Below are 25,895 nucleotides of genomic sequence, written 5' to 3'. Positions count from 1 at the left end.
ATGATCCTGATGCTCAAGAAAAAGGGCTACACGGTGGTGATGGTGGAGCAGAACTTCCGCTTTGCCGCGCCGCTGGCGGATCGCTTTTATGTGATGGAACACGGCACGCTCGTCGAGCGCTTCGCGGCTGCGGAGCTGCAGGCCAAGATGCCGGTGCTGAACGCGTTGCTGGGGGTATGAGGACCGCTTTATGACGATACTGAATTTTCCCCTTTCCGCCTTGCTGTCCCAACTGCTACTGGGGCTGGTCAACGGTGCCTTTTACGCGATGTTGAGCCTTGGCCTTGCGGTCATCTTCGGGCTGCTCAATGTCATCAACTTCGCCCACGGGGCGCTGTTCATGCTCGGCGCGGTGCTGGCCTGGATGGGCATGGAGTACGCCGGGCTCAACTACTGGGCGATGCTCGTGCTCTCGCCGCTGGCGGTGGCGCTGATCGGCATCGTGATCGAGCGCACCCTGCTGCGCTGGATCTACAAGCTCGATCATATCTACGGCTTGCTGCTGACGCTGGGCATCACGCTGGTGATCGAGGGCATCTTGCGCTCGGTGTACGGCGTGTCGGGCCTGCCTTACTCGGCGCCGCAGGCGCTGGGCGGCGCTACCAACCTGGGCTTCATGATGTTGCCGAATTACCGCGCCTGGGTGGTGGTGGCGTCGCTGACGGTGTGCTTCTCCACCTGGTACCTGATCGAGAAGACCAAGCTGGGCGCCTACCTGCGCGCCGGCACCGAGAACCCCAAGATGGTCGAGGCATTCGGCGTCAACGTGCCGCTGATGGTGACGCTGACGTATGGCTTTGGCGTGGCGCTGGCGGCGTTTGCCGGCGTGCTGGCGGCGCCGGTGATCCAGGTCTCGCCGCTGATGGGGCAGAACCTGATCATCATCGTGTTCGCGGTGGTGGTGATCGGCGGGATGGGATCGATCATGGGCGCGATCCTGACCGGTCTCGGCCTGGGCGTGATCGAGGGCCTGACCAAGATGTTCTACCCAGAGGCCTCGGCCACGGTGGTGTTCCTCATCATGGCAATCGTGTTGATGTTGCGCCCGTCGGGGCTGTTTGGAAGGAGTCAATGATGGGAACAATGGGAGTGATGGGAACGATGGGCCGGTCAGCCAGGAATGCGTGGTACGGATTGCTGCTGGCAGCGCTGGTGCTGGCGCCGATGGCCGGGGCGTATCCGGTGTTCGTGCTCAAGGTGCTGTGCTTCGCGCTGTTTGCGTGCGCCTTCAACCTGCTGGTCGGCTATACCGGGTTGCTGTCGTTCGGCCATGCGGCCTTCTTCGGCGGCGCCGGCTATGCAGCGGGCCATGCCATGAAAGTGTGGGGCGTCACGCCGGAAGCGGGCATGGTGCTGGGGACGCTGGCCGGCGGCCTGACCGGCTATGTGGTGGGGTCGCTGGCGATCCGGCGGCAAGGCATCTATTTCTCGATGATCACGCTGGCGCTGGCGCAGATGCTGTTTTTTGTCTGCCTGCAGGCGCCTGCCACGGGCGGCGAAGACGGCCTGCAGGCGATTCCGCGCGGAAAGCTGTTCGGCGTGCTGCCGCTGGCCGACGACCTGACGCTGTACTACGTGGCGCTGGTGGTCATCGTGGCGGCGTTCGCGCTGATCGTGCGCACGGTGCATTCCCCGTTTGGCCAGATCTTGAGGGCAATCAAGGAGAACGAGCCGCGCACCATCTCGCTGGGCTACGACACCGACCGCTACAAGCTGATGGCGTTCGTGCTGTCCGCCGCGCTGTCGGGGCTGGCCGGGTCGATCAAGGCGCTGGTGCTGGGCTTTGCCACGCTCACCGACGTGCACTGGTCGATGTCCGGCGCGGTGATCCTGATGACGCTGGTGGGTGGGCTGGGCACGCTATCCGGCCCGCTGGCCGGCGCCTTTGTGGTGGTGGCGCTGGAAACCAGGCTGGGCGCAATCGGCAATTTTTTGGCTTCCGTCACGGGCATCGCGTGGTTCGGCGCACTGGGCGAGTCGGTCACCATGGTGACGGGCGTCATCTTTATCGCCTGTGTCCTGCTGTTCCGCCGGGGCCTTGTGGGCCAGCTTGAACGGCTTGCCGGTAGCCAGGTGTTCAGCCGAAGGCTGCGCGCGCCGCGCGCCGCGCCTAGCCTGAAGCCCGATTAGCAACGCGTCCCCCCTCGCTTACAGCCCCTCACAGCCCTTCACAATCCCTTGGGCAGCAACGCCGCCAGCGATTCCCGCATGGCCCGCGCAATCAGTTGCTGCCGCTCGCGCGGCATGCGGGCCAGCGTGGAGGCCACGCTGATGCCCGCCACCGGTTCGCCGTCCGTGCTGTGCACCGCCATGCCCACGGCCAGCACGCCGCTGGTGGCGTGATTGCCGATCACGGACCAGCCGCGCTCGCGCGTGGCGCGCACCAGGATGTTCATGCGCTCGGGCGTCATGCCGCCGTAGTGGCCCAGCGCCGCGGCGTTGGCGGCGATGCATTGCGCCACGTCGTCTTGCGGCAGCGCCGCCAGCAGGGCCAGCCCGGCGGCGCCGACGCCCAGCGGCTGGCGCGTACCGACCTGGATCACGAGGATCTGCACCGGATGCGTCCCGACATGGCGCGCGATGCAGTGCGAGATCGCGCCTTCGCGCACGACGGCGAACGCGGCATCCCCGCAAGCGGCACTCACGCGCGCCAGCACTGGCTGTAGCCGCGCCGCCAGGCCATCGGTGGCGTGCGGCTGCGCAAGCGCCGACAGGCGCGGCCCCGCCACGTAGCGAAAGCGCCCACGCTGTGCCACATAGCCGCTTTCCATCAAGGTAGCCAGCAGCCGGTAGACCGTGGCGCGCTCCAGCGCCGCGATGCGGCACAGGTCGACCACGCGCAGGCCTTCGCGGCCGCTGGCCAGCACCGCATCCAGCAATTGCAGGCCGCGCCGCAGCGTGCGGCTGCCGCCGTCTTCAGTGGCCTGCGCAGCATCGGCAGCGTCGGGAAGGGGGCTGAGGGCTGCCTTGCCTTTGGCGGAAACGTCCGGCAGGCGGACGTTTTGATTGGCGGAGCGGGCAGGCATGGGGAAGAATTTCTCGGTCGATGGAAGCCACCCGCAGTATGCCGCAGCGCGGCCAGAAGGGGGCCAGCGACGGCATTGCACTGCCAAAACAGGAGACAAACCATGACCTTGCATCATGCACCGCGCCGGCGCCTGCTGGCGTTCGCGGCGGCCCTCAGCCTGGCGGGCGGCCTTGCGCTGCCGCTTCATGCCCAGCCCACCGCCTGGCCCACCAAGCCCATCAAGCTTGTGGTCGGCTACGCCGCCGGCGGCGCCACGGACGTGATCGCGCGCATCATCGCGCTCAAGCTGGGCGAGCAGCTGGGCCAGCCGATGGTGGTGGACAACCGGGCGGGCGCCAACAGTAACGTGGGCGCCGAAGTGGTGGCCAAGTCGGCGCCCGATGGCTACACGCTCTACGTCTACACCATCGCCAACACCATCAACGCGTCGCTGTACGACAAGCTTGGCTACGACCCACAAAAGGACTTCGAGCCCATCGGGCTGATCGCCAGGATTCCCAACATCCTGGTGGTGAACCCCAAGCTGCCGGTGAAAACCCTGGCCGACTACATCCGCTTTGCCAAGGCGTCGCAGGACGGCATCACCTTTGCCTCGTCGGGCAGCGGCTCGTCCATCCACCTGTCGGGCGAGATGTTCAAGATGCAGGCCCGGCTGAACATGCTGCACATCCCGTATCGAGGCAGCGCGCCGGCGGTGACCGACCTGCTGGGCGGGCAGGTCCAATCGATGTTCGACAACACGCCTTCGGCGCTGCCGCACGTGAAGGCGGGGCGGCTGCGCGCCATTGCCATCACCAGCGCCCAGCGCTCGCCGCTGCTGCCCGAGGTGCCGACCGTTGCCGAGTCGGGCTTTCCCGGCTTTGACGTGCAATCGTGGTTCAGCCTGGCCGCGCCCGCCGGCACGCCGCGGCCGGTGATCGAGCGCCTGAACTCGGCCCTCAACAAGGTGCTGGCCGCGCCCGACGTGCGCCAGCGCTTGCAGGATCTGGCGGCCACCCCCGAGCCCGGCTCGCCAGAGCAATTGCGCCGCCTGATCGCGGCGGAAACCAAGCGCTGGCACGACGTGGTGAAACAGTCCGGCGCCAAGGCCGAATAAGAAACAAGGAGCGTTGCCTACCATGTACCCGATCGATTTCTTCTGGCGCGCCGCGGCGCGCTGGCCCGGCAACATTGCCATCGACGCCCCCGAAGGCGCGATCCGCTACGACGCGCTGGCCGCCCAGGTGGCCGCGCTGGCCACGGCGCTCAATGCGCTCGATGACACCTTGCAGAGCCGCGTGGGCATTTGCGCGAAGAACAGCGCCGAGCACATCGTCGCGCTCCTGGCGGTGCTGGCCTGCGGCAAGGTCTGGGTGCCGCTGAATCCCAAGAGCACCCGGCCGGAGATCCGCCGCATCATCGACGCCACCGAGCCCTCCATCCTGGTGCTCGATACGGCCTGCGCCGGCCTGCTGGAGGGCGCGGCCGGCGCGTGCATCTATAGCGGCTCGCCGCCGCCCGGGGAGAGGTCGGTGGCCGCGCTGATCGCGCAGCATGCCGGCGCATCGCGCCCGGCCTTTGCGCTGCCGGAGGATGCCACGCAGGCGATCAAGTTCACCGGCGGCACCACCGGCTTGCCCAAGGGCGTGATGCAGCCGTACCGCGCCTGGATGACCAACGTCTCCAACCAGATCCACGCCTGGGGCTTTGACGAGCACGAGCGCTACATCGTGGCCGCGCCGATCACGCATGGCACGTCGACCTACCTGTTGCCCATCCTGGCGCAGGGCGGCTGCCACGTGGTGCTGGCCGAGGCCGGCGCCGAGGCGGTGCGCACGGCGTTTCGCGAGCGCGGCGGCACCGTGTGCTTCATGCCGCCAACGCTGGTCTACATGCTGATGGCGCTGCCCGGCGCCGCGCGCACGGACTTCCCCTGCCTGCGCCGCCTGATCTACGGCGGCGCGCCGATGCCGCCCGAGAAGATCCGCGAGGTGCGCGCCTTTTTCGGCCCCGTGCTGGGCACCACCTACGGGCAGACCGAGGCGCCGCAGAGCCTGACCGTGATGCGCCCCGCGGATTTCGAGGACGAGCGCAACTGGGCCGCCGTGGGCCTGCCCACCTGGTTCAGCGACGTGGCCATCATGGCCCCGGACGGCCGCCTGTTGCCCCCGGGCGAGGTCGGCGAGGTGGTCGCGCGCGGCGACCTGGTGATGAGCGGCTACTGGCGCCTGCCGGAGAAATCCGCCGAGACGCTGGTGGACGGCTGGCTGCACACGGGCGACCGCGGCCTGATCGACGAACGCGGCTACCTGTACCTCAAGGACCGGCTCAAGGACATGGTCATCACCGGCGGCTTCAACGTCTATCCGGTGGATGTGGAGAACGCGCTGGGCCAGCACCCGGCGGTGCACGAATGCACGGTGTTCGGCGTGCCCGACGAAAAATGGGGCGAGGCGGTGCAGGCCGCCGTGCAGCTGCGCCCCGGCCAGCATGCCACCGAAGGCGAGCTGATTGCCTTTGTGCGCGAGCGCCTGGGCCCCGTGCAAACGCCCAAGCGCGTCCACTTCCATGCGAGCCTGCCGCGCTCCGCCGTGGGCAAGGTGCTCAAGACCGCCGTGCGCGAACGCGCCATCGCTCCCGAAGCCGCTTCGGTCCCATCGGTCCCATCGGTCCCATCGGTCCCATCGGTCCCATCGGTCCCATCGGTCCCTTCGGCCCCGACCCCTTCCAACGAATCCACTGCGAACCCATCATGACTTCCTCCGCTTCCTCCAAGCCCGTCACCCGCCTTTGCACCCACACCCTCACCAGCCTGCATTACCGCGACGCGGACCTGGTCGAGGACCTGATGGGCAAGAAGACCTTCACCGAGGTCATGCTCATGCAGATCCTGGGCCGCGAGCCGCGCCCGGTGGACCTGCGCATCACCGACGTGGTGCTGATCGTGCTGATGGAGCACGGCCTCACGCCCAGCGCCATCGCCACACGGCTGATCTACATGAGCGCGCCCGAGAACCTGCAGGGCGCAGTATCCGCCGGCCTGCTGGCCGTGGGCAGCTCCTTCGTGGGCACCATGGAGAACTGCGCGCAACTGCTCGACCGCATCGGCGCGGCCGCCGATCCCGATGCCGAGGCCATGGAGATCGCGCGCCACTACAAGTCCATCAAGAGCCATGTGCCCGGCTTTGGCCACCACCTGCACAAGCCGGTGGACCCGCGCGCCTACAAGCTGCTGGAAATGGGCCGCGCCGAGCCCGACCTGGCCGGTGACAAGATCCGGGCGCTGGAGCGCCTGTCCAGCGCGGTGGATGCCGTGGCCGGCCGGCCCATCACCATCAACGCCACCGGCGCCGTGGCCGCCTTGCTGGGTGAGCTGGGCGTACCCACGGCCGTGATGCGCGGCTTTGCCGTGATCTCGCGCGCGGCCGGGCTGGTAGCGCATATCGTGGAGGAGCAGCAAAGCCCTTCGGGCCGCTTTATCTGGGACACCATCGAACACGCGATTCCTTACGTGGGCGAAGGCGGGCACCGGCCAGGGGAGGGCGCGTGACATGACGAATCTATCGAACGCAGGCGACAGCGCGGCGGCGGCACGCCCGCCCGGGTTGCCGCTCGATCTTTCGGGCCGCACGGTTTTTGTCGCCGGCGCGGGCTCCGCGGGGCCGGGCTGGAGCATCGGCCGCGCGGCCAGCGTGACCTACGCGCGCCTGGGCGCACAGGTCTGCGTGGTGGACCGTGACGCGGCCTCGGCCGAGGAAACCACGGCGCTGATCCGGGCCGAAGGCGGCATCGCCGAGACTTTAACGGGCGATGTGTCCGTGGAGGCCGAAGTGGTGCGGCTCTTTGCCGCGGCGCGCGGGCGCTTCGGCATGGTGGACGTGCTGCATCACAACGTGGGCATTGGCAAGACCGGTGGCCCGATGGAAACCACCGCGGACGACCTGGACCGCATCCACGCCGTCAACGTGCGCAGCCTGCTGCTGGCCAGTCAGCAGGTGCTGCCCGACATGATGGCGCGCGGGCGCGGCGCCATCATCGCCATCTCGTCGGTGGCCGGCATGCGCTACGTGGGCTATCCGCACCTGGCCTACAGCGTGACCAAGGCCGCCGTGACGCAGTTCACGCGCATGCTGGCGCAACAATATGCGCCACATGGCGTGCGCGCCAACACCGTGGTGCCGGGGCTGATCGACACGCCGCGCATCGCTACCACGGTGGCGAAGATGTTCTCCGGCACCAGCCTGGACGAGGCGCGCCGTGCGCGCGCCGCGCAAGTGCCGATGGGCCGCATGGGCAGCGCATGGGACGTGGCCCACGCCTGCGCCTTCCTCGCCTCCGATGCGGCGGCCTATATCACCGGCACGGAGCTCGTGGTGGATGGCGGCATCACCGGGAAATTCGTGTGACACGCAATCCGTCGTCCCATGTGCAGTAGTTGCTTGGAGGCCGTTTCAAAATGAAGCGAAGCGGTTCTGGCTAGGCGCGCGGCCGCAGACAGTACAACTGGTACGGCAAGGCCGCGCAACGACGTCAGAATCTTTTTGAAATGGCCTCTTAAAAGAAAGGATGGCCGGCTAGCCATATCCGCAGCGCGGATATTCGCGCAGCGCCATTGCGCGAGGGCCTAAAGAGTCACTAAACCTTGCCGATATGTACCCATCGGCATGAAGAACGCCGGCATTTCTTGCCGGCACGAGCCGATGTCTTCCTCCCGAAGCCGACGCTCGATCGGTTGCCACGACAAGCGAAGATCAGGCATCCGTGCAGGCGGCGTTGCCACGCAGCCGCCTGCCGGTCTCACGCTTGCCTTTCCGGGATGGCTCTGGCCGATGACCTCTTGCATTCCTCCTTTCTTTTTCCAGGACGACGGACAAACATGCGTTTCAGTGACATGAAAATATCAACCCGCCTTACTGCCGGATTCGGCATTCTGGTTCTGTTGATCGCCTTCATGGGCGGCACATCGATCATCAAGATTCATACCGTGGAAAATGCATTGCACACGGTATTAAGTGACCACTACAGAAAAATAGCGGATCTCAATGACATTGAGGGAAACCTGAACCAGGTCGCGCGCTCGCTGCGCAATATGGTGATCATGACGGTGGCGACGGATATCGAGAAGGAACGTGAACTGACCGCCGCCACGCTAAAGACCATTGCCGCCCAATGGGCCCGGCTAGAGACCAAGATCACCTCTGACAAGGGTCGGGCCGAGCTGGCCAAGGTGAAAGAAGCGCGCGGTGCGTACGGTGCCCTGCAGGACAAGTTCCTCGGGCTGGTGGCGGCAGGCAATGCCGACGAGGCCAGGAACATGCTGCTGGGCGAGTTGCGCCCGGCCCAGCTGGCCTATTTCGCCGCGGTGGAAGGCCTGATCCAGCATCAGGACAAACTCATGGAAACGTCCACCAGCGAGGCCATCGACGCCGTCGAGCGCATGAAGGCCACGATCTGGGCTTCGGGTGCCGTCGCGCTGCTGGTCGCTGTTTGCATGGCCACATGGATCATCCGCGCCATCACCCGGCCAATCAATCAGGCCGTGCGGGTGTCGGCGGCCGTGGCCGCGGGCGACCTGAGCCTGCAGTTCGATGCCAGCGGCAACAATGAAACCGCCAGGCTGATGCGCGCGCTAAAGGACATGCAGGCTAACCTGGTGCGCGTGATCGCCAACGTGCGCGAGAACGCCGAAGGCGTTGCCAGCGCGAGCCAGCAGATTGCCGATGGCAACCGCGACCTGTCCGGCCGTACCGAGGAGCAGGCCAGCGCGCTTGAGCAGACCGCAGCCTCGATGGAGGAGCTCAGCTCCACGGTCAGGCAGAACGCCGCCAACGCGCTGCAGGCCAATCAGTTCGCCATTGGCGCCACCACGGTGGCGCGCAAGGGCGGCGACGTGGTCGGGCAGGTGGTGGGCACCATGAAGGACATCAACGACAGCTCGCGCAAGATCGCCGACATCATCGGCGTGATCGACAGCATCGCGTTCCAGACCAACATCCTGGCGCTGAACGCCGCCGTGGAGGCCGCGCGCGCCGGTGAGCAGGGGCGTGGCTTTGCCGTGGTGGCGGGCGAGGTGCGCAACCTTGCGCAGCGCAGTGCCGAGGCGGCCAAGGAGATCAAGACGCTGATCACCGCCAGCGTGGAGCGCGTGGAGCAGGGCACGGCGATGGTGGATCATGCCGGCGCCACCATGACGGAGATTGTCGCGGCGATCAAGCGCGTGACCGACATCATGGGCGAGATCAGCGCAGCCAGCACGGAGCAGAGCGCGGGCGTGGCGCAGATCGAAACCGCCATGAGCCAGATGGACCAGGCCACCCAGCAGAACGCCGCGCTGGTGGAGGAAAGCTCGGCGGCGGCGGAAAGCCTGCATGCGCGGGCACGGCAACTGGTGCAGGCGGTGGCCGTGTTCAAGCTCCATCAGGAGCGTGGCGGGCATGGCGCGCCATCCGGCCTGACCGGGGCTTGAATGGGGCCTGGGCGGGGCCCGACTGGCCAAGGACCAGTAAAATAGCCGGCCAGGGTGGGTTTTCAAAGGCGGCAGGTGGCTCAACGACAACAGGGTTTTCTTCTGACTCGGCACTGGCGGGATACGGCCGCCGGGACAGAAGTCGAGTTCTGGCTGGCAACCGACAGTGGCCCTCGCCATATCCGCCTGGCGCACCAGCCCTCGGTGGCGTTCGTGCCGGCCGAGCAGCGCGAGACCGCCGAGGCGGTCTTGCGCGGCGAGCGCAACGTGGCGTTGCGCGAACTCCCGCTCGCGGATTTCCATCGCCGCCCGGTGCTGGGCCTGTACTGCCAGCACTACCGCCAGCTCACCAAGCTGGAAAAACTGCTGAAGGAAGCCGGCGTCAGCGTCTACGAGGCCGACATCCGCCCCCCGGAGCGCTACCTGATGGAGCGCTTCATCACCGCGCCCGTCTGGTTTGCCGGCGAGGCCAACGCGGCCCACGGCGGAGGCACCCTGCTCAACAGCCAGATGAAGCCAGGGCCAGCCTATCGGCCCACGCTGAAGCTGGTGTCGCTGGACATCGAGACCACCGCCCACGGCGACCTGTACTCGATCGCGCTGGAAGGCTGCGGCCAGCGCCAGGTGTATATGCTCGGCCCGCCCAACGGCGACGACAGCGCGGTCGACTTTGACCTGGAGTACTGCGCCAGCCACCCGCTGATGCTGCAAAAGCTGAACCAATGGCTTGCCCAGCACGATCCCGATGCCATCATCGGCTGGAACGTGGTGCAGTTCGACCTGCGCGTGCTGCAGAAGCATGCGGATCGCTATCAGGTCCCGCTGCTGTTTGGCCGGGGCGGCAATGTGCTGGAGTGGCGCGTGCACGGCTTCAAGGAGAACCATTTCTTTGCCTCCGCCGCCGGCCGCCTGATCATCGACGGTATCGAAGCGCTGCGGTCCGCTACCTGGAACTTCCCGTCCTTCAGCCTGGAGAACGTGGCGCAGACGCTGCTAGGCGAGGGCAAGTCCATCGACAACCCGTATCAGCGGATGGCGGAGATCGACCGCCGCTTTGCCGAAGACAAGCCCGCGCTGGCGCGCTACAACCTCAAGGACTGCGAGCTGGTGACCCGGATCTTTGCCAAGACCGAGTTGCTGACCTTCCTGCTGGAGCGGGCCGCCGTCACGGGATTGCCGGCGGACCGCAGCGGCGGCAGCGTGGCCGCCTTCACGCACTTGTACATGCCCCTGATGCATCGCCAGGGCTATGTCGCCCCGAACCTGGGCGAGGTGCCGGAGGGGGCCAGCCCCGGCGGCTTTGTCATGGATTCGCAGCCCGGGCTGTACGATTCGGTGCTGGTGCTGGACTACAAGAGCCTGTACCCGTCCATCATCCGCACCTTCCTGATCGATCCGCTCGGGCTGGTGGAAGGGCTGCAGGATCCGTCCGACGAAAGCTCGGTGCCGGGATTTCGCGGCGCGCGCTTTTCGCGCACCCGGCATTGCCTGCCGGCCATCGTCAAGCAGATCTGGCAAGGCCGGGAAGCGGCCAAGCGCGAAGGCAACAAGCCCTTGTCGCAGGCCCTGAAGATCATCATGAATGCGTTCTACGGGGTGCTGGGGTCCAGCGTCTGCCGCTTTTTCGACCCACGCCTGGCGTCGTCGATCACCATGCGCGGGCACGAGATCATGCACCGCACGCGCGAGCTGATCGAGGCGCAGGGCTACCAGGTGATCTATGGCGATACCGATTCGACCTTTGTCTGGCTGAAGCAGCCGCATGCCGAGGAAGACGCCGACAGGATTGGCCGCATGCTTGTCCAGCAAGTGAACCAGTGGTGGCAGCAGCATCTGCAACAACAGTACGGCCTGGAGAGCGCGCTGGAGTTGCAGTACGAGACCCACTACCGCCGCTTCCTCATGCCCACCGTGCGCGGCGCCGAGCAGGGCAGCAAGAAGCGCTACGCGGGGCTGGTCGCCAAGGCGGACGGCAGTGAGGAGATGGTCTACAAGGGCCTGGAAACGGTACGCACGGACTGGACACCGCTGGCCCAGCAGTTCCAGCAAGCGCTTTATCAGCGCGTGTTCAAGAAGCAGCCGTACCGGGAATATGTGCAGGACTACGTCCGCCGCACCATGAGCGGCGAGTTCGACGCGCAACTGGTCTACCGCAAGCGCTTGCGCCGCACGCTCGAAGACTATCAGCGCAACGTGCCGCCGCACGTGCGCGCGGCACGCATCGCGGACGAGTTCAACCGCAAGGAAGGCCGTTCGCTGCAATACCAGAACGGCGGCTGGATCAGCTATGTGATGACGGTGGCTGGCCCGGAGCCCCTGGAAACCCGGCGCTCGCCCATCGACTACGACCACTATCTGACGCGCCAGCTGCAGCCGGTGGCCGACGCCATCCTGCCCTTCCTGGGCGATGCGTTCGAGACGCTGGTGACGGGGCAGAAGGCGTTGTTTTGATGGCGCCTTCTATTGGATCTTGATGACAACCTTGCCCTTTGCACGTCCTGTTTCGACGTAGGCCAACGCCTCTTGGGTCGACGCGAACGGAAAAACCCGATCGATCACGGGCCTTATCGCACCTGCGTCGATGAGCCTGGCGATCTGGCCTAGCTGGTCTCCGTTAGCACGCATGAAAACAAATGAATAGCTGACGCCACGGCGTTTCGCGGCTTTCCTGATGCGATGGCTCAGAAAGCGCATTGCTGCTTTCAGGAACCAGGAGGCGCCCATCTCTTTCGCAAAATCGGGATCAGGCGGACCGGCGATCCCGATGAGTTTGCCACCCGGCTTGAGCACTTGCAGCGACTTCTCGAGCCCTTTGCCGCCCTGCGTATCCAGTACCACGTCATAGTCCTTCAGGATGGCCGCAAAGTCGTCTTTCGTGTAATCGATGACGATATCCGCACCGAGGCGCTTCACCAGTGCGATATTGCGCGCGCTCGTTGTCGTCGCGACCGTTGCGCCTACATGCTTCGCCAGTTGAATGGCAAAGGTGCCAACGCCGCCCGAGCCAGCATGTATGAGCACTTTCTGCCCTTTCCTGAGTTGCCCTTTTTCGATCAGCGCCTGCCAGGCAGTCAATCCCACCAACGGAATTGAAGCCGCTTCCTCCATCGTGAGTGCCGTGGGCTTGAGGGCCACGCCATCCTCTTTGATCGCGATGCATTCCGCGAAAGTGCCGATGCGGTCCTTGTGTGGTCGCGCATAGACCTCATCGCCCGGTTTGAATCGTTGTACGCGCGATCCGACGCGGACAACAACCCCGGCCAGATCGTTGCCCAAAATCAATGGCAGACGATAGGGCAGAATCAATTTGAACTCGCCGTCCCTGATCTTGGCATCGAGAGGGTTCACGCCAGCGGCGTGAATCTGGATCAATACGTCGTCCTCGCGCACCTCCGGGACCGGCATATCGCCAGCGCGTACGCCATGTTTGCGTCCATATCGATCGACGACGAATGCCTTCATCATGGTTCCTTGTCAGTTTCTCGTTGCGTCAAGTTGTTTCACGGGCAGTAACGCCGTCTACGTTGCGAGCCGCAGATCTTTGCGAATACCGGCGTCTACCATGTTCGCAGGCGCAAATCTGCGTAGCAATCGCAGGCGGCCGGCGAGTCCACCAGCTGCATAGCGGAGTTTCGGACGCGCCGCGATGGCGGCCTGCAGTACGGTCTCGGCCACAACCTCAGGACCGTCAGCGCCCTCGACCACCTCCTTCACTCGCCTATCCACGGCCGAGCGCACCTCGCGGTAGGTGTCGAGAGGGGCGTCGGGCGCCATGAAGTTCGCGTCAAAAGGCGTCTTGATATAGGCCGGCTCAATGACCGATACCCGGATGCCCATCGTGCGCAACTCATGGTCGAGCGATTCCGAGTAGCCTGCGACCGCGTGCTTGGTGGCGGAGTACAGCGCCATGTAGGGCATGGGCAAGAAACCCAGCACAGAGCCGATGTTGATAATGCGGCCGCTACCTTGTTGCCGCATATGGGGCAACACGGCACGCGTCATGCGGATGATCCCGAAGAAGTTCGTATCGAAGATCGCGCGGGCCTGGTCAATCGAACTCTCTTCCGCAGCAGCGGGGGCGACACCGAAGCCAGCGTTGTTGACCAGCAGGTCGATGCGGCCGTGCAGGCGCAGTACTTCCTTGACGGCGGCTTCGACCGATGCTTCGCTGGTCACGTCAAGTGGCAGCATCTCGAACGTCCGCGGTCCGGCTTGCGCACCGCGCCGGCTGGTGCCGTAGACCTTGTATCCGGCCTTCGCAAGCCGCTTTGCCGTGGCTTCGCCGATTCCCGACGAGGCGCCCGTAACGAGCGCTATCTTGGTTTCCATGCTGTCCTTCCGATATTGAGGGATGTTTTACGTGGTTGGTCGGGCGTTCATTTTGCCAAAATATGATGATCATCATATTTTGGATCCAACGAAAACTGGCACTGGCACCGGGCCGGCAGATTTACGCGTCGGTGGGCGCGAGTTTCTTCAATGCGGCTTCAAGAAAACTTTCCGACAGCCTGGGGTCGTCCACGGCACGCGCCAGCACCATGGTGCCAACCATGGTGGCAACTGTCATCAGTGCCTGTTCGTGCGCACCCGGCTGGCCCCAATCGGGCAATTGGCGCGCAACGACATCGATCATCTCCTTGATGCGGCGGGTGGCTGCGCGCCGCACGACCGGCGCCTGGCGCGGCATCTCCGAGCCGAGGGCGGAGACAGGGCAACCAGTCTCCATGTCTTCACAATGCGCTTTCGACAAATAGGCGCGCACCATCGCCGGCAATGCTTGATCTGGCGGCACGGAGGCGGCGATATGCTCCGACAAGGCCACGGCTTCAGCACCGGCGCGGTCAGCGGCTTCGGCAAGCAGTACCTCGCGCGATGGAAAATGGGCGTAGAAGCCGCCATGCGTCAGGCCGGCCTCCTTCATGATGTCGGCCACTCCTGTGCCGTCGTAGCCACTGCGCCGAATCGCGCGCGCGGCGACCTCGACGATGCGCTCGTGCGTGAGTTCCTTGCGGCTCACGGTCTTGCGATTGATTGACGGCTTCTTCATGACGACCATCATATAACATTTCGCCGCCATTTGCTGCACGGAGCCATGTCGATGGAGATCAAGGCGCCCCCCCCAGGCAGCGCTGAGCAGTGCAACTGTCAGTTCGGCTACATGAGGGTGCGCTATCGTGGCTTGATGAAGCGCACGCAGCAACGACCCTGCTGACGATAGGCCTCTCAGTCCAAGCTGATGCCGTTTATCTTGGCGATGCTTTGCCAGAGGGACAGGTCGGTACGTACCGTCTGGGCAAACTGCTCCGCGCTTTTCAATGGCGGATCGACCAGGTTCAGTTGGACGAACCGGTCACGCAACTCCGGGGCGGACAGCGTGTTCAGGATCTCCCGGTGCACGGCCGCTACCACGCCGGCTGGCGTACCGCGCGGGGCGAACACACCATACCAGGCATCTGTATCGAAACGATAGCCTTGTTCGGTCATGGTCGGCAGGTCCGGCAACGCCGGTCCCCTGTGCGATCCGGTGATGGCGATGCCGCGCAGCTTTCCGGTCTTGATCAGCGGCACCGAACTGGTGGCGTCGACGAAGGCCACCTTCACCAGCCCGCCCTGCATGTCCTGGTAGATCTGGCCGATCGTCTTGTAGGGCACATGCCGGATGTCGAGTCCTTCTTTCCGCTTGAGGTACTCCATCACGAGCTGCCCGGTGGAGCCCGGGCCCCAGGTGGCGTAGTCGTACTTGCCGGGATTCGCCTTGACGAGGGCAACGAACTCCTTCAGGTTGCGCGCGGGAAAATCCGGCGAGGCGACCAGATGGATGCCCCCTGAGAAAATTTGTGCCACGGCCACAAGGTCACGCGTCACATCGAATGGCAGCTTGTGCAGCAGGGCCTGGCTGATGACGGTGGAAGACGAACTGGCAAATAGCAAGGTGTAGCCGTCAGCGGGTGCCTTGGCCACCGCGTCGACGCCGATGACGCCATTGGCGCCAGGCCGGTTGTCGACCACGACGGGCTGGCCCAGCGTGCGCGACAAGCGCTCGGCAAAGATCCGCGCAATGGTGTCGGGCCCACTGCCGCCGGCGCTGGGCAGGATCAGGCGAACCGGTCGCACTGGCCACGGCTGCGCGCTCGCCGGCGCCGCGCCGAGCGCAAGGCCCAGCGCCATGCCGAGGGTGGGTGCCAGGGCCAGGAATCGTCCGAGTCCCAACGTGTTCCAGCTAATCCGCATCATGTTTGTCTCCTGCATATTGTTGTGATGGCGGGCCTGGCCATGGTACGGCCCAGGCCCGCTTGACCTGTACAACGCCGCGCCAGCCGTCAGGCTGCGGCGCGCACGGCGCCGATCGACAGGCCGCCATCGACGATGAGCATCTGCCCGTTGACATAGGAGGACTCGGTGCTGACCAGGTAGAGCGCGGCGTGCGCAACCTCCCAGCCTGTGCCCTGCCGGCCGAACGGCAGCGGGCGGGCTGCGCGCGAGGGCCGGGCGCGCGAGGCGTCGCGGCCCATCGGCGTGTCGATCAGTCCTGGTGCCAGCACATTCGCACGCAAGCCGCTGGGCTGGCCGGCGAATGCCACCGCGCGGCCCAGCGCGGTCAAGGCCGCCTTGGACGTCTCGTAGGCCGGCAGGCCGCTCAGCGGAGAGATCGCCGCCGTGGAGGCCACGAACACAATGGCGCTGCCAGCGGGCATGACGGCGGCGGCCTCCTGGGCGCAGAACATCGGGGCGCGCAGGTTGATGTCCTGGACCCGGTCCCAGTCGTCGGGCGTCTCCGCGCCGAAGCGATTCTGGTTGCCGATCCCGACGTTGACCACCAGGCCATCGAGCCCGCCCAGCGCGGCCACGGCCTGGGCCACCATGCGCGAGATTTGCGCGGGGTCCGAAACGTCGGCCTGGACGGGTATCGCGCGGCCGTTCTCGCGCCGGATCAGGTCGACCGTGTCCTGCGCGGCGCCGGCATCCATATCGGCGCATGCCACGGCGGCGCCCTCGCGGGCGAACAGGATCGACATGGCACGGCCATTGCCTACCGATGGCACCGGATCGACGGTATGGCGCTGGCCCGCACCTACCACCAGGATGCGGCGCCCGGCGAGCCGGCCGTCACGGCGCGGCACGCCAAGCGCGGGTGCAAACAGTTGTTGGTCCGGACGGCTTTCCAGGCATTCAGTCATGACGCAGCTCCAGCTTTTCCAGCGGCGGGTTTTCGATATCGACTTCGAGGTTTTCCAGCAGGCGCGACACCAGCATGTAGAAGCCGATGGTCGCCAGCAGCTCGACCATCATCTGTTCGTCCAGGGCCGCCGCAACCTTGGCGTAGAGCTGCGCCGGTGCCTTGACGTCATGCACCACGGCATCGGTGAATGCGATGGCAAGGCGCTCGAGTTCGCTGAAGTCGCCGTTGGCATCCGGCTTGAGCACGGCATCGATTTTTTCTTCCGGCACACCGGCGGCGCGCGCCACACGCCGGTGCTGATGCACTTCGTAACTGGCGCCGCTGAGCGCGCCCACCCGCAGGATGACCAGCTCGCGCAGCGTGGGCGGCAGCGAGGCCTGCGTGAGAATCGCGCGGCCAAGACCGAGGAAGCCGAGCGCGATCTCCGGCGCATGCGGCAGGATCCTGTACAGGTTGAGGGCGGGACGCCCGCGCAGTTGCTCGCCAAGGCGGCCGGGCACGTTGTCCACATCGAAGTAAGGTAGTCTGGCCATGTTGTGTTGTCTCCGTTTCCTGCCGCGCGGCAGGTGAGGTCGTGGTGGGAATAGTGCAAATAGGGGTTGGCCGCTCACGGCAATACGTTGCGCGGGTCTTGTCGCAAGACCAGGTTCCATACCTGTTGGCCGACCGGCCGCTCGCGTTCCTCGATCAGGTGGGCGACCAGTCCCGCGCAGCGTCCGATCAGTGCCAGTCCCCGGCCGAACAGCGGGTCCAGCCCCATCTCGGCGAGGATGGCGCCGATGGCGCCAGCGGCGTTGAGCGGCAGGGCGCCGCGCTTGCCGTCGCCGCAGGCGTCGCCGAGCGCCAGGGCAAGACGACAGTACTTGCCGTGGAAGCCATTCGCGCTCGCGGTCTCCATCAGGACCGGCACGCGCGGATCACCTTGCGCGTGTATTGGATGGCCGACGCCAGGTATCGGCCTGCCGGCTGACCGGCAGGCGGCGACGATGCGCCGGGCATGCTCTGCAATGGTGGCTGCGTCGGCATCGGCCGCCAGCGACGCACCTTCTTGCAGCAGTAATTCCGCCATGTTCTGCACGGTGCCGAGGAAGCGTTCGCCGGCGCCAAGCAAGCCCGCTGCGACCGCGCCTTGCAAGGATTCCGGCGCGCCCAGCCAGGTCATGCGGGCACTGATCGCGCTTGGCGTCAGCCCGTGATCGACCGCGGTCACCAGCAGTGTGTCAATCATCCGCGCCTGCGCGGCGTCGGGGAGGCGCCCGAGCGCAACCAGGCAGAGCGTCTGAACGAAATCCAGCTTGCCGATCACCTCGGTGGCAAGGTCCCGCCCGCGCAGCGTGATGCGATCGGGTGTGGTGTAGCCGATCTCGGTGCGGATGCCATTCATGCGCTCAGCCCCACGGTGATGCCGCCGCAGACGTGCAGCACCTGTCCGGTGACGAAGGACGCGCGTTCGTCGAGAAAGAACTCGACGGCGTGAACAATATCCTCCGGCTTGCCGAGCCGCCCGACCGGCACGCCGTTCACGATGCGCTGCGTCAGCGCATCCTGGGCCGGGTTGACGGAGCCGAACGCCGCCGTGGCGATGGGCCCCGGCGCGACGGCGTTGACGGTGATGCCGTGCGCCGCCAGTTCCAGCGCCCAGGTACGCGTCATGGCGTTCAGGGCGCCCTTGCTGGCCGAATACGCCGTGCGCAGTTCCTTGCCCAGCGCGGCACGGCTGGAGATATTGACGATGCGGCCGTGGCGCGCCTTTCGCATGGCAGGCACCAACGCCTGGGTGCATTGCAGCGCGGCGCGGACATTGACGGCGATTTGCCTGTCGAAGTCGTCAAGGCCGGTTTCCTCCACGCTCGCCGCCCGCAGGGTCGCCACATTGTTGACGAGGGCAGTGAAGGCATAGCGGGCCGATGCCTCCCCGAGCGCGGCGGCGAGTTGCGCCGGCTCGGCCATGTCGACTTTGACGAAATGCGTCACACCGGCCTCGGGAGGTGCCACCCGATCGAAGTTCACTACCGTGTGGCCGCGCGCGCGCAGCGTCTTGCACAGGGCCCAGCCGATGCCGCCGGATCCGCCGGTTACCAGGATATCTGTTGGTGTCATGATGAGAGAGGCTCCTTGCCTTGAGGGTTGTTGCTGGCATGGTTGCTTGCACTGGCGGCGAGCCGGGTCTTGACCTCGAGCTTCGAGACCTTGCCGTTGGCCGTGAGCGGAAGGGTTTCCACAAAATGAATGCGCTTTGGTGCCTGCACCGAACCCAGGCGTTCCTTGACGAATGCTTGCAACTCGGCAGCGTTGGGTGTGGCGCCGGGATGCAGTTGCACGGCCGCATGCACGGCCTCGCCCCAGCGCGGGTCGTCCATGCCGAGCACGGCGCAGCGGCACACTGCGGGATGGGCGCCGAGCGCGTTCTCCACGTCGCTGGGGTACACGTTGAAGCCACCCGTGATGATGACGTCGCGCAACCGGTCTTTCAGGTACAGGTAGCCTTGCGCGTCCAGGTAGCCACCGTCGCCCGTATGCAGCCAGCCATCGGCCAGTGCTTCGGCGGTCTTGCCGGGCTGGCGCCAGTAGCCGGACATGACGAGGTCGCCGCGCACCACGATCTCGCCGGATTCGCCAGCCGGCAGCAGCTTGCCGTCGCGCCCCATGATGGCGAGTTCGGTCAGGCAGGTGGCGCGGCCGACGCTGCCGTGGCGGGCGGGATCGCGCAATTCGCCAGCGGGCAGGAAGGCAATGATGCCGGGGGCCTCGGTTTGCCCGAACGAGGTCTCCAGGGTGCCAAAAACATCAATGGCCTGGGCAATCCGGTCTGCGCGCATCGGCGCTGCCGCATAGATCAGGTGCCGCAGCGCGGACCAGTCCCGTTCGCGCACGCCGGGCTCGTCCAGTAAATCGTAGATCAGCGTGGGCGGCATGAACACCGCGGTGATGCGCTCGCGCTCCAACTGATCGAGCAGGGCGCGCGGCCTGGTCGAATCCGCCAGCACGATGGTGCCGCCACGTGCGAACACGGGTAGCAGGAACGTGGATGTGCCGTGGGTGATGGAGGCCACGGCGAGATAGCGCTCGTCATCGCGCAGCTGCATCGCGGTGAGGATGGAAACCACCGTGGTGTTCCAGGACCGCAGCGACTGCATCACCCCCTTGGGCGCGCCGGTAGTGCCGCCGGTGAACTTGATGGCCTGCGTTTCGCCAAGCTCGCGCTGCGTGCGTAGCGGGACGCGGCCGCGCCAGGCACACAGTAGCGCGGCGATGCTGTCCGGGCCGGATGCCTGCGGCCCGCAGGTGATCACGCGGGTGCCAAGTGTGGTCGTGCCGGATTGGCCGTGGCTGCTGTCTTCCACCACCAGGATGGACGGCTCGGTGAAGTCGACGATGCGGGCCCGTTCGTGGACCGAGGCGCGTGGATTCAGTGGCACCCAGCACTTGCCGGCGGCCAGCGTAGCCAGCAGCGCCAACACATGCTGCACGCTATTGCCGGCGCAAATGCCTACGCGCGATCCGGACACGGGGTCCAGCGCCTGGAACGCCGCTGCGAGCGCCAGTACCTTCTGCGTCAGTTCGCCGTAGGTCAGCGATTCACCGGCTGCCTGCAAGGCGATGCGTGCCGGCGTGGCGCTGGCGGTCCTCAGCAGGTGGTCGATTGGTTGCATGCTTTCTTCCGTTGCGTCTCGTGGATTCCGTTGATTCCGTTCATTCCGTTCATTCCGCCCGCGCTCCCGATACCTTTACGATCCTTGCCCATTTGCTCATCTCCTCATCGACGAATCTGGTAAATTCCGCCGCGCTCATCGGCCGGCTGCCTGCATTCCCGTTGGTGCCGAGGTCGGTGCTGGTGTCGGCGCCCATTTCGGCGTAACGCTTGCGCAGCGTGGCGCTTGTCACAGCCTGGCCAACCGCGGCATTGAGCCGGTTCACAATGTCGGGTGGCGTATGCGCCGGCGCGAAGATGCCGCTCCAGTTGCCCACGAAGTAGCCCGGCACGCCGGCTTCGGCAACAGTCGGCACCTCCGGGAGCGCGGGCGAGCGATGCGCCGAGGTCACGGCAAGCGGGCGTACCAGGCCCTTGGCGATCAACGGCAACGAGGTGGGCAGGTTGTCGAACATCAACTGCACCCGCCCGCCCATCAGGTCGGTCTGTGCAGGCGAGCCGCCGCGGTAGGGCACGTGCGTCAGTTGCGTACCGGTCATATGCTCAAAGAGTTCGCCGGACATATGAATGCTGCTGCCATTGCCGGACGAGCCCATCATCAACTGGCCCGGGTTGCGCTTGGCCAGCGCGATCAACTCCTTCACATTGCGTGCCGGCAACGTCGGGTTGACGACCAATACATTGGCACCGGAGGAGACCAGGGCCACAGGCTGGAAGTCCTTCTTTGGGTCGTAGGGAAGGTTGGCGTATAGCGTCGGGTTGATGCCGTGGGTGCCGATCGTGCCCAGCAGCAAGGTGTAGCCGTCCGCCGGTGCATTGGCGACGGCGGCCGCGCCGATGTTTCCGCCCGCACCGGCGCGGTTCTCCACCAGCACCGGCTGCCCGAGGCTTTGCGTGAGCTGCTGGCTGAGCAGCCGTCCGAAAATGTCCGCAGTGCCACCGGGCGGGAACGGCACTACCAGGCGAATTGGCCGTGAGGGATAGGTTTCGGCCAGTACCGGCCCCGCCGTGTGCAGGGCGAGCGCGGCCGCGACCGCACAGATCAGTCTGTGAAGCATGGGATGTCTCCGTTGTCGTTGTGATTGCCAGCGGCATGCTCCGGACGGAGCCGCGCCAGGCTTACTGCGCTTCGCCTGGCCTGCCGCTCAGGGATCCACACGTGGCCTCGCCCGTAAAGTCGGCGCCAGGGGGGGCGGCGAGAGGGCGCGAAGGACGGTCTTGCTGCATGGGATAGTTTGGCGCTGTCTGGGTTAGGTGAGCGGAAATGTGAAAACGATTTCCGTTTGTGCTAACTTAGCAGGCAACAAATTTGGCGTCCAACTGTGGAACGTTTTCATTAGGGAAGACCATGACGCAAAGGATTTCCGTCAGGGATGTGGCTGAGGCGGCGGGGGTTTCCATTGGCAGCGTGTCGCGGGTGCTGAACGGCACCGGCTATGCCAGCCAGGCGCTGCGAGCCCGGGTGCATGCGGCTGTGGAGGCACTGAACTATGAACCCAGCTTTGCCGCCCGCCACCTGCGCACCGGGCGTAGCAAGACGGTCGGCTACCTGGTTTCGAACATCGGCAACCCGCTGCTGGCGGCGCATTTCAGCGAAGTCGAGAAGCATATGCAGGCCGCCGGGTACTCCATGTTGGTCGGCAATACACTGGACCAGCCACGGCGCGACCGCGAACTGGTTGCGCTGTTCGAGACCCGCCGGCTAGAGGGCATCATTGCCGCGCCGAGCCTGGAGAGCGCGGACCCCGCCGACAGCCTGTTCAGCGGCTGCAGCTTACCGGTGGTGATTCTGGATCGGGAAACGCCGCTACCAATGGACGCGGTCTATTTGGACCATCGTAGCGGTGTGAAGCAGGCAATGGCGTATCTGATTTCATTGGGTCACCGCCGTATCGCGTTGTTCGGGCCCGGCGAGCACATTCGTCCAGGGCGCGAAAAGCTGCTCGGCTACCGGGATGCCCTTGCGGAGGCAGGTTTGGTGTTCGACCCGGCACTAGTCTGTATGTCACGCTCGGCGATCGATTCGTCACGCACCCAAATGGCGACCATGCTCGCTCTTTCCGCACCCCCCACTGCAATCATCGGCCTAGGAACGCGCCTGCTCTCCGGAGCCATTTATGTTGCGCGCAAGGCGGGGCTGGATATTCCCAGAGACCTTTCGGTGATCGGCATCGGTACGCCGGAGACGCTAGAGTTGATGTATCCCCCGCTAACCACGCTACGCTTTGACATCGAGCGTGCCGCGCAGGCCGCCGCACATCTGATGCTTGACCGCTTGGCCGGGGAGGGGGGGAGGCAACCGCGTAGCGTGAATGTGCCGCTTGACCTGGTTCTGGGTGAGTCGTGCGCCCCGGCAGCGCCCAGGTAGGCCAGTGGGCTGCACATGCGCCAGTTCGACGCTCGGGGCACCTTCCTGCAGGTTCACGATGGCCTGCTCAGGGCCACGGACGTTGGCCGCCGGCTGATGCGCCGGCGTATTGGCAAGGTGTTGCTATTTCTTGGATTCGTATGCCATCCGCACCGCCAGACCTGTCAGAACGCTTCCCATCAGCCAGCGCTGCACCAATAGCCACTGCGGGCGTCCTGACAGGAAGGTAGATATCGATCCGGCCGTCACGATGATCAGTGCATTCACAGCGAGGCTGATCGAAATCTGAACGCCGCCGAGCGCCAGCGACTGGGTAAGAACGCTGCCGTGTCCTTCCGTAATAAATTGGGGAAGCAGAGACAGATACATGACGGCGATTTTTGGATTCGCCAGGTTGGTGATAAACCCCATGCTGAAGAGCTTCCTTGGGGTATCGACCGGCAGGTCGCGCACTGCAAATGCGGACCGTCCGCCCGGTTTGACCGCTTGCCAGGCAAGATATAGAAGGTACAAAGCGCCGCCAAAGCGAAGCGTATCGTAGGCGTAAGGTACCGCAAATACGAAGGCCGTAATTCCGAATGCCGCGCAGAGCATGTAGAACACAAAGCCCAGAGCAACGCCGCCCAATGAAATGAGGCCTGCGCGTCTACCTTGGCAAATTGAGCGGGAAATTAGATAAATCATGTTCGGCCCCGGCGTTAAAACCATTCCCAACGCCACAAGAGCAAACATGAGCAACTGTGCAAAATCAGGCATAACCCATCTCCAAGGATAGTAGGTAATGCCCAGGCGCGCGGCGGCTAGCAACCTCACGCTCCCCGATAGTGCCCTATCTGTATGCGCCAGTCACATGAGTGCAGAAATCATAGCACAGGAGAAAATACTTTAGGCTCGGAGGCGCCGTGGTCTTGCGCTGACAGACAACCAGCCAACCTGGGACGATCACTGGCGTCCGTCGGACTGAGATCGGCCATCGAAGAAAGAGGAAATTACCTTCTGCGGTGCCCGGATGATTCCCCATCCACAGACGTCTCTGCGCTCCACTGCGCCGCGGTGAGTCTGGAGATGAAGAAATCGGCCAACGCACTCACCTTCGCTGGCCGCGCGCGGGCAGTGGGCGTGACGAAATACAAACCACCTTCAGGCAAGCGCCAATCGGTCAAAACGGGCTCGAGCTGTTTGTCCCGGAAATACTGCGTCGCGACAAACTCAGGAAGCTCGGTGATGGCAAGTCCAGCGAGGACCGTGGGCAGCAATGCCTCCACGCTCGTTCCTCGCAACGCTCCGGCTGGTGTGACGGTGCATTCCTCGCCACTTTCATGGGTAAATCGCCAGACGTCGCGCTTACTCCTGTTGGTGTAGGTAAGGCACTGGTGGGCGCCAAGGTCTTGCGGGTGCTGAGGATGGTCATGGTGAGACAGATAGGCTGGAGATGCCACGACAAATCGCCGCACAGGTGCAATGAGACGTGCGACGAGTGACGAGTCTTCCATGATGGCGATGCGCAGGGCGGCGTCAAAGCCATCGCCAATCAGATCAGTCTGTGCGTCCGTGAGATGAAGTTCGACGGAAATATCCGGATAGGTCCGAAAGAACTCGGGCAACAGCGGAGCCACCCAGCGAGCACCAAAGGAGAGCGGCGCCGCGAGCTTTACGAGACCACGTGGCCGGCTTGACGTCTCACGTGCGAAATCCTCCGCTTCCTCAGCCTCCGCGTAGATTCTCGCCGCTCGCTCGGCAAGCGTGTGGCCATAGTCCGTGAGTGCAAGTCGTCGGGAGGTGCGGTTGAACAGTCGACCTCCCAGCCGTTCTTCAAGACGGGTAACGGCCCTGGAGACCGTGGCGACCGAGACCCCCATGGCAGTTGCCGCCGCAGCGAACGAGCCTTCTTCGGCAACTTTCGCGAACATCGCGAGCCCTTCGAAATCCGGTAGTTTTGACATCGACAATCCTGCAACGATGGTTTTCATTCATTTCTATTTCGAAAATTAGCATGACGTCATAGATTTGTCTCGTCGCACCACTCGTCGCACTTACTCGTCGCACCACGCCACCCAGGAGATAGATCATGGTACGCAGACTCGAAGGACAGTTAGCCGTCATCACCGCCGTCACGAAGACCTTGGCCCTCGCTCAGTAGCGCGGCACCACATCCCGCATCTTCCTGAAGCAGCTGCTACAGGAAATGGACATGCAAGAGACTTAAGAGATTTCCACCCCATGCGACCGCAAAGGTCCACAGTCATCGATTAAGGAGTGTGTTATGAATGACCGTACCCATGAACTGCTTGATCGCAACCTCCAGGAGGTCTTCGGCGAAGGCGACGCAGCGCGTCGTCGCGCTGCGATCGAGGCGCTCTATACCGAGGACTGCGTGCTCTACGTGCCTACGGGTGTATTCGTTGGGCACGACGCTCTCGACAAATTCGCGGGGGATCTTCGCGCGACGCACCCGCACTATGCTTACACACCGCACGGTAAGCCTCAGGCTCTCCACAACGCCGGTCGTCTGGCTTGGGGTTCTGGCCCGCGCGGCGAAGCCCCCGACTACACGGGCTGGGATGTGATCCTCGTTCGTGACGAGAAAATCGCGGCGCTCTATGTCTTCCTCGATTCCGTTCCCAACGTGCCGGCACTTCCGGAGGTAACCGTGCCATGATCGCGTTCGCGTCGCCCACAAGGGCGACGCCGGGGACACGCTCCGTCAACTTGCGGATAGGTTTTGGCCCAGCCGTGCCGCTTCTATCGCGGCGATATTGATCTTTCTCATGGTCATCATCGCGTCAAACGCGCGCCTGGCCGCAGCGGGATCGGGGTCGGATATTGCCGCGGTGAGAGCGCGCGGGGTGATCTGCCATGACAAGCCCCACCGGTCCTTGCACCAGCCGCATGCGCTTTCCTGGCCGCCGTTGCCGATGATCGCGTTCCACAAGCGGTCGGTTTCGGCCTGGTCGTCCGTCGCGATCTGAAAAGAGAATGCCTCGTTGTGCTTGAAATACGGGCCGCCGTTCAGCCCAAGGCAGGGGATGCCGGCGACGGTGAACTCAACCGTCAGGACATCGCCCTGCTTGCCGCCAGGATAGTCGCCCGGTGCGCGGTGGACAGCGCCGACAGCGCTGTCGGGGAACGTCTGCGCATAGAAGTTTGCGGCGTCAACGGCGCCACCTTCGTACCACAGACAGATCGTGTTCTTGCTGGTCATTTCGCATCTCCTGACAAGTT

At 64.8% G+C, this 25,895-nt stretch carries 24 protein-coding genes, 1 pseudogene and 1 riboswitch; of the genes and pseudogenes, 11 read left to right on the top strand and 14 right to left on the bottom strand.

The genetic code is table 11. The features are described from left to right. From AC1Q7Q_RS32505 to AC1Q7Q_RS32495, 3 genes and pseudogenes are all read left to right on the top strand, one after another. Positions 1 to 180: pseudogene (locus AC1Q7Q_RS32505) on the top strand (ABC transporter ATP-binding protein); the annotation flags it as partial. A 10-nt stretch (positions 181 to 190) separates the two neighbouring features. Next, a complete protein-coding gene (locus AC1Q7Q_RS32500) occupies positions 191 to 1,075 on the top strand; it encodes a branched-chain amino acid ABC transporter permease (protein ID WP_492373752.1) in 885 nt (294 codons plus the stop codon). Beyond that, a complete protein-coding gene (locus AC1Q7Q_RS32495; RefSeq protein ID WP_492373751.1) occupies positions 1,075 to 2,130 on the top strand; it encodes a branched-chain amino acid ABC transporter permease in 1,056 nt (351 codons plus the stop codon). The genes AC1Q7Q_RS32500 and AC1Q7Q_RS32495 overlap by 1 nt, the downstream gene beginning before the upstream one ends. A 38-nt stretch (positions 2,131 to 2,168) precedes the next feature. On the opposite strand, the gene AC1Q7Q_RS32490 is transcribed toward AC1Q7Q_RS32495, so the two are convergent. Next, the gene (locus AC1Q7Q_RS32490; protein WP_492373750.1) at positions 2,169 to 3,026 is read right to left on the bottom strand and encodes an IclR family transcriptional regulator; all 858 of its coding nucleotides are present in this window, start codon (positions 3,024 to 3,026) and stop codon (positions 2,169 to 2,171) included. 102 nt (positions 3,027 to 3,128) lie between these two features. Between AC1Q7Q_RS32490 and AC1Q7Q_RS32485 the strand changes: the two genes are divergently transcribed. From AC1Q7Q_RS32485 to AC1Q7Q_RS32460, 6 genes are all read left to right on the top strand, one after another. After that, complete coding sequence (locus tag AC1Q7Q_RS32485; RefSeq protein WP_492373749.1) at positions 3,129 to 4,124, top strand: tripartite tricarboxylate transporter substrate binding protein; 996 nt, start codon at positions 3,129 to 3,131, stop codon at positions 4,122 to 4,124. Positions 4,125 to 4,146: 22 nt separating this feature from the next. Beyond that, positions 4,147 to 5,763 (top strand): class I adenylate-forming enzyme family protein, encoded by a 1,617-nt coding sequence (locus tag AC1Q7Q_RS32480; RefSeq protein ID WP_492373748.1) that lies wholly within the window; start codon positions 4,147 to 4,149, stop codon positions 5,761 to 5,763. Beyond that, a complete protein-coding gene (locus AC1Q7Q_RS32475; RefSeq protein WP_492373747.1) occupies positions 5,760 to 6,557 on the top strand; it encodes a citryl-CoA lyase in 798 nt (265 codons plus the stop codon). Before AC1Q7Q_RS32480 ends, AC1Q7Q_RS32475 begins: the two co-directional genes overlap by 4 nt. A 1-nt stretch (position 6,558) precedes the next feature. Beyond that, entirely contained in the window at positions 6,559 to 7,413 is an 855-nt protein-coding gene (locus AC1Q7Q_RS32470; protein WP_492373746.1) for an SDR family NAD(P)-dependent oxidoreductase, read from the top strand. Between the two features lie 485 nt (positions 7,414 to 7,898). Continuing rightward, positions 7,899 to 9,473 carry a methyl-accepting chemotaxis protein gene (locus AC1Q7Q_RS32465; RefSeq protein WP_492373745.1) on the top strand — a complete coding sequence of 525 codons (1,575 nt, stop codon included), beginning with the start codon at positions 7,899 to 7,901 and terminating at the stop codon, positions 9,471 to 9,473. Positions 9,474 to 9,548: 75 nt separating this feature from the next. Next, positions 9,549 to 11,924: a DNA polymerase II gene (locus tag AC1Q7Q_RS32460; RefSeq protein WP_492373744.1), complete on the top strand. Its 2,376-nt coding sequence runs from the start codon at positions 9,549 to 9,551 to the stop codon at positions 11,922 to 11,924. Positions 11,925 to 11,933: 9 nt separating this feature from the next. Here the strand turns inward: AC1Q7Q_RS32460 and AC1Q7Q_RS32455 are convergent, their stop codons facing one another. The 10 genes from AC1Q7Q_RS32455 to AC1Q7Q_RS32410 all read right to left on the bottom strand — a co-directional run bounded on the left by AC1Q7Q_RS32455 (position 11,934) and on the right by AC1Q7Q_RS32410 (position 21,363). Continuing rightward, positions 11,934 to 12,935 (bottom strand): NADP-dependent oxidoreductase, encoded by a 1,002-nt coding sequence (locus tag AC1Q7Q_RS32455; RefSeq protein ID WP_492373757.1) that lies wholly within the window; start codon positions 12,933 to 12,935, stop codon positions 11,934 to 11,936. Positions 12,936 to 12,992: 57 nt separating this feature from the next. Further along, positions 12,993 to 13,802, bottom strand: coding sequence for an oxidoreductase (locus AC1Q7Q_RS32450; RefSeq protein ID WP_492373743.1), 810 nt, complete (start codon positions 13,800 to 13,802; stop codon positions 12,993 to 12,995). A 121-nt stretch (positions 13,803 to 13,923) separates the two neighbouring features. Further along, positions 13,924 to 14,532, bottom strand: coding sequence for a TetR/AcrR family transcriptional regulator (locus AC1Q7Q_RS32445; RefSeq protein ID WP_492373756.1), 609 nt, complete (start codon positions 14,530 to 14,532; stop codon positions 13,924 to 13,926). 164 nt (positions 14,533 to 14,696) lie between these two features. Further along, a complete protein-coding gene (locus AC1Q7Q_RS32440) occupies positions 14,697 to 15,707 on the bottom strand; it encodes a Bug family tripartite tricarboxylate transporter substrate binding protein (protein WP_492373742.1) in 1,011 nt (336 codons plus the stop codon). An 86-nt stretch (positions 15,708 to 15,793) separates the two neighbouring features. Then, positions 15,794 to 16,651: an SDR family NAD(P)-dependent oxidoreductase gene (locus tag AC1Q7Q_RS32435; protein WP_492373741.1), complete on the bottom strand. Its 858-nt coding sequence runs from the start codon at positions 16,649 to 16,651 to the stop codon at positions 15,794 to 15,796. Further along, positions 16,644 to 17,186, bottom strand: a complete 543-nt coding sequence (locus AC1Q7Q_RS32430) for a carboxymuconolactone decarboxylase family protein (protein ID WP_492373740.1) — start codon at positions 17,184 to 17,186, stop codon at positions 16,644 to 16,646. Before AC1Q7Q_RS32430 ends, AC1Q7Q_RS32435 begins: the two co-directional genes overlap by 8 nt. 74 nt (positions 17,187 to 17,260) lie before the next feature. Continuing rightward, entirely contained in the window at positions 17,261 to 18,037 is a 777-nt protein-coding gene (locus AC1Q7Q_RS32425; RefSeq protein ID WP_492373739.1) for a citryl-CoA lyase, read from the bottom strand. Beyond that, on the bottom strand, positions 18,034 to 18,753 hold the full coding sequence (locus AC1Q7Q_RS32420) for an SDR family NAD(P)-dependent oxidoreductase (RefSeq protein ID WP_492373738.1): 720 nt from the start codon (positions 18,751 to 18,753) through the stop codon (positions 18,034 to 18,036). The genes AC1Q7Q_RS32425 and AC1Q7Q_RS32420 overlap by 4 nt, the downstream gene beginning before the upstream one ends. Beyond that, entirely contained in the window at positions 18,750 to 20,306 is a 1,557-nt protein-coding gene (locus AC1Q7Q_RS32415) for an AMP-binding protein (RefSeq protein WP_492373737.1), read from the bottom strand. The genes AC1Q7Q_RS32420 and AC1Q7Q_RS32415 overlap by 4 nt, the downstream gene beginning before the upstream one ends. A 49-nt stretch (positions 20,307 to 20,355) precedes the next feature. Further along, complete coding sequence (locus AC1Q7Q_RS32410) at positions 20,356 to 21,363, bottom strand: Bug family tripartite tricarboxylate transporter substrate binding protein (protein WP_492373736.1); 1,008 nt, start codon at positions 21,361 to 21,363, stop codon at positions 20,356 to 20,358. A gap of 290 nt (positions 21,364 to 21,653) precedes the next feature. Here AC1Q7Q_RS32410 and AC1Q7Q_RS32405 point away from each other — a divergent pair, with 290 nt between their 5' ends. Further along, positions 21,654 to 22,673 (top strand): LacI family DNA-binding transcriptional regulator, encoded by a 1,020-nt coding sequence (locus AC1Q7Q_RS32405; protein ID WP_492373735.1) that lies wholly within the window; start codon positions 21,654 to 21,656, stop codon positions 22,671 to 22,673. Positions 22,674 to 22,796: 123 nt separating this feature from the next. Here the strand turns inward: AC1Q7Q_RS32405 and AC1Q7Q_RS32400 are convergent, their stop codons facing one another. Further along, the gene (locus AC1Q7Q_RS32400; RefSeq protein ID WP_492373734.1) at positions 22,797 to 23,429 is read right to left on the bottom strand and encodes a LysE family translocator; all 633 of its coding nucleotides are present in this window, start codon (positions 23,427 to 23,429) and stop codon (positions 22,797 to 22,799) included. Between the two features lie 20 nt (positions 23,430 to 23,449). Beyond that, a riboswitch (ZMP/ZTP riboswitch) is annotated at positions 23,450 to 23,533 on the bottom strand. A gap of 129 nt (positions 23,534 to 23,662) precedes the next feature. Then, positions 23,663 to 24,616, bottom strand: a complete 954-nt coding sequence (locus tag AC1Q7Q_RS32395; protein ID WP_492373755.1) for a LysR family transcriptional regulator — start codon at positions 24,614 to 24,616, stop codon at positions 23,663 to 23,665. A gap of 320 nt (positions 24,617 to 24,936) precedes the next feature. Here AC1Q7Q_RS32395 and AC1Q7Q_RS32390 point away from each other — a divergent pair, with 320 nt between their 5' ends. Beyond that, positions 24,937 to 25,332, top strand: a complete 396-nt coding sequence (locus tag AC1Q7Q_RS32390; protein ID WP_492373733.1) for a nuclear transport factor 2 family protein — start codon at positions 24,937 to 24,939, stop codon at positions 25,330 to 25,332. A gap of 45 nt (positions 25,333 to 25,377) precedes the next feature. Here the strand turns inward: AC1Q7Q_RS32390 and AC1Q7Q_RS32385 are convergent, their stop codons facing one another. Further along, positions 25,378 to 25,875: a VOC family protein gene (locus AC1Q7Q_RS32385; protein ID WP_492373732.1), complete on the bottom strand. Its 498-nt coding sequence runs from the start codon at positions 25,873 to 25,875 to the stop codon at positions 25,378 to 25,380. Between the last annotated feature and the right edge of the window lie 20 nt (positions 25,876 to 25,895).

The organism is Cupriavidus sp. GW823-FHT07A04 (assembly GCF_058794615.1).
Note: the sequence above shows the minus strand (reverse complement) of the source record. Positions and strands in the feature narration are given on the sequence as shown.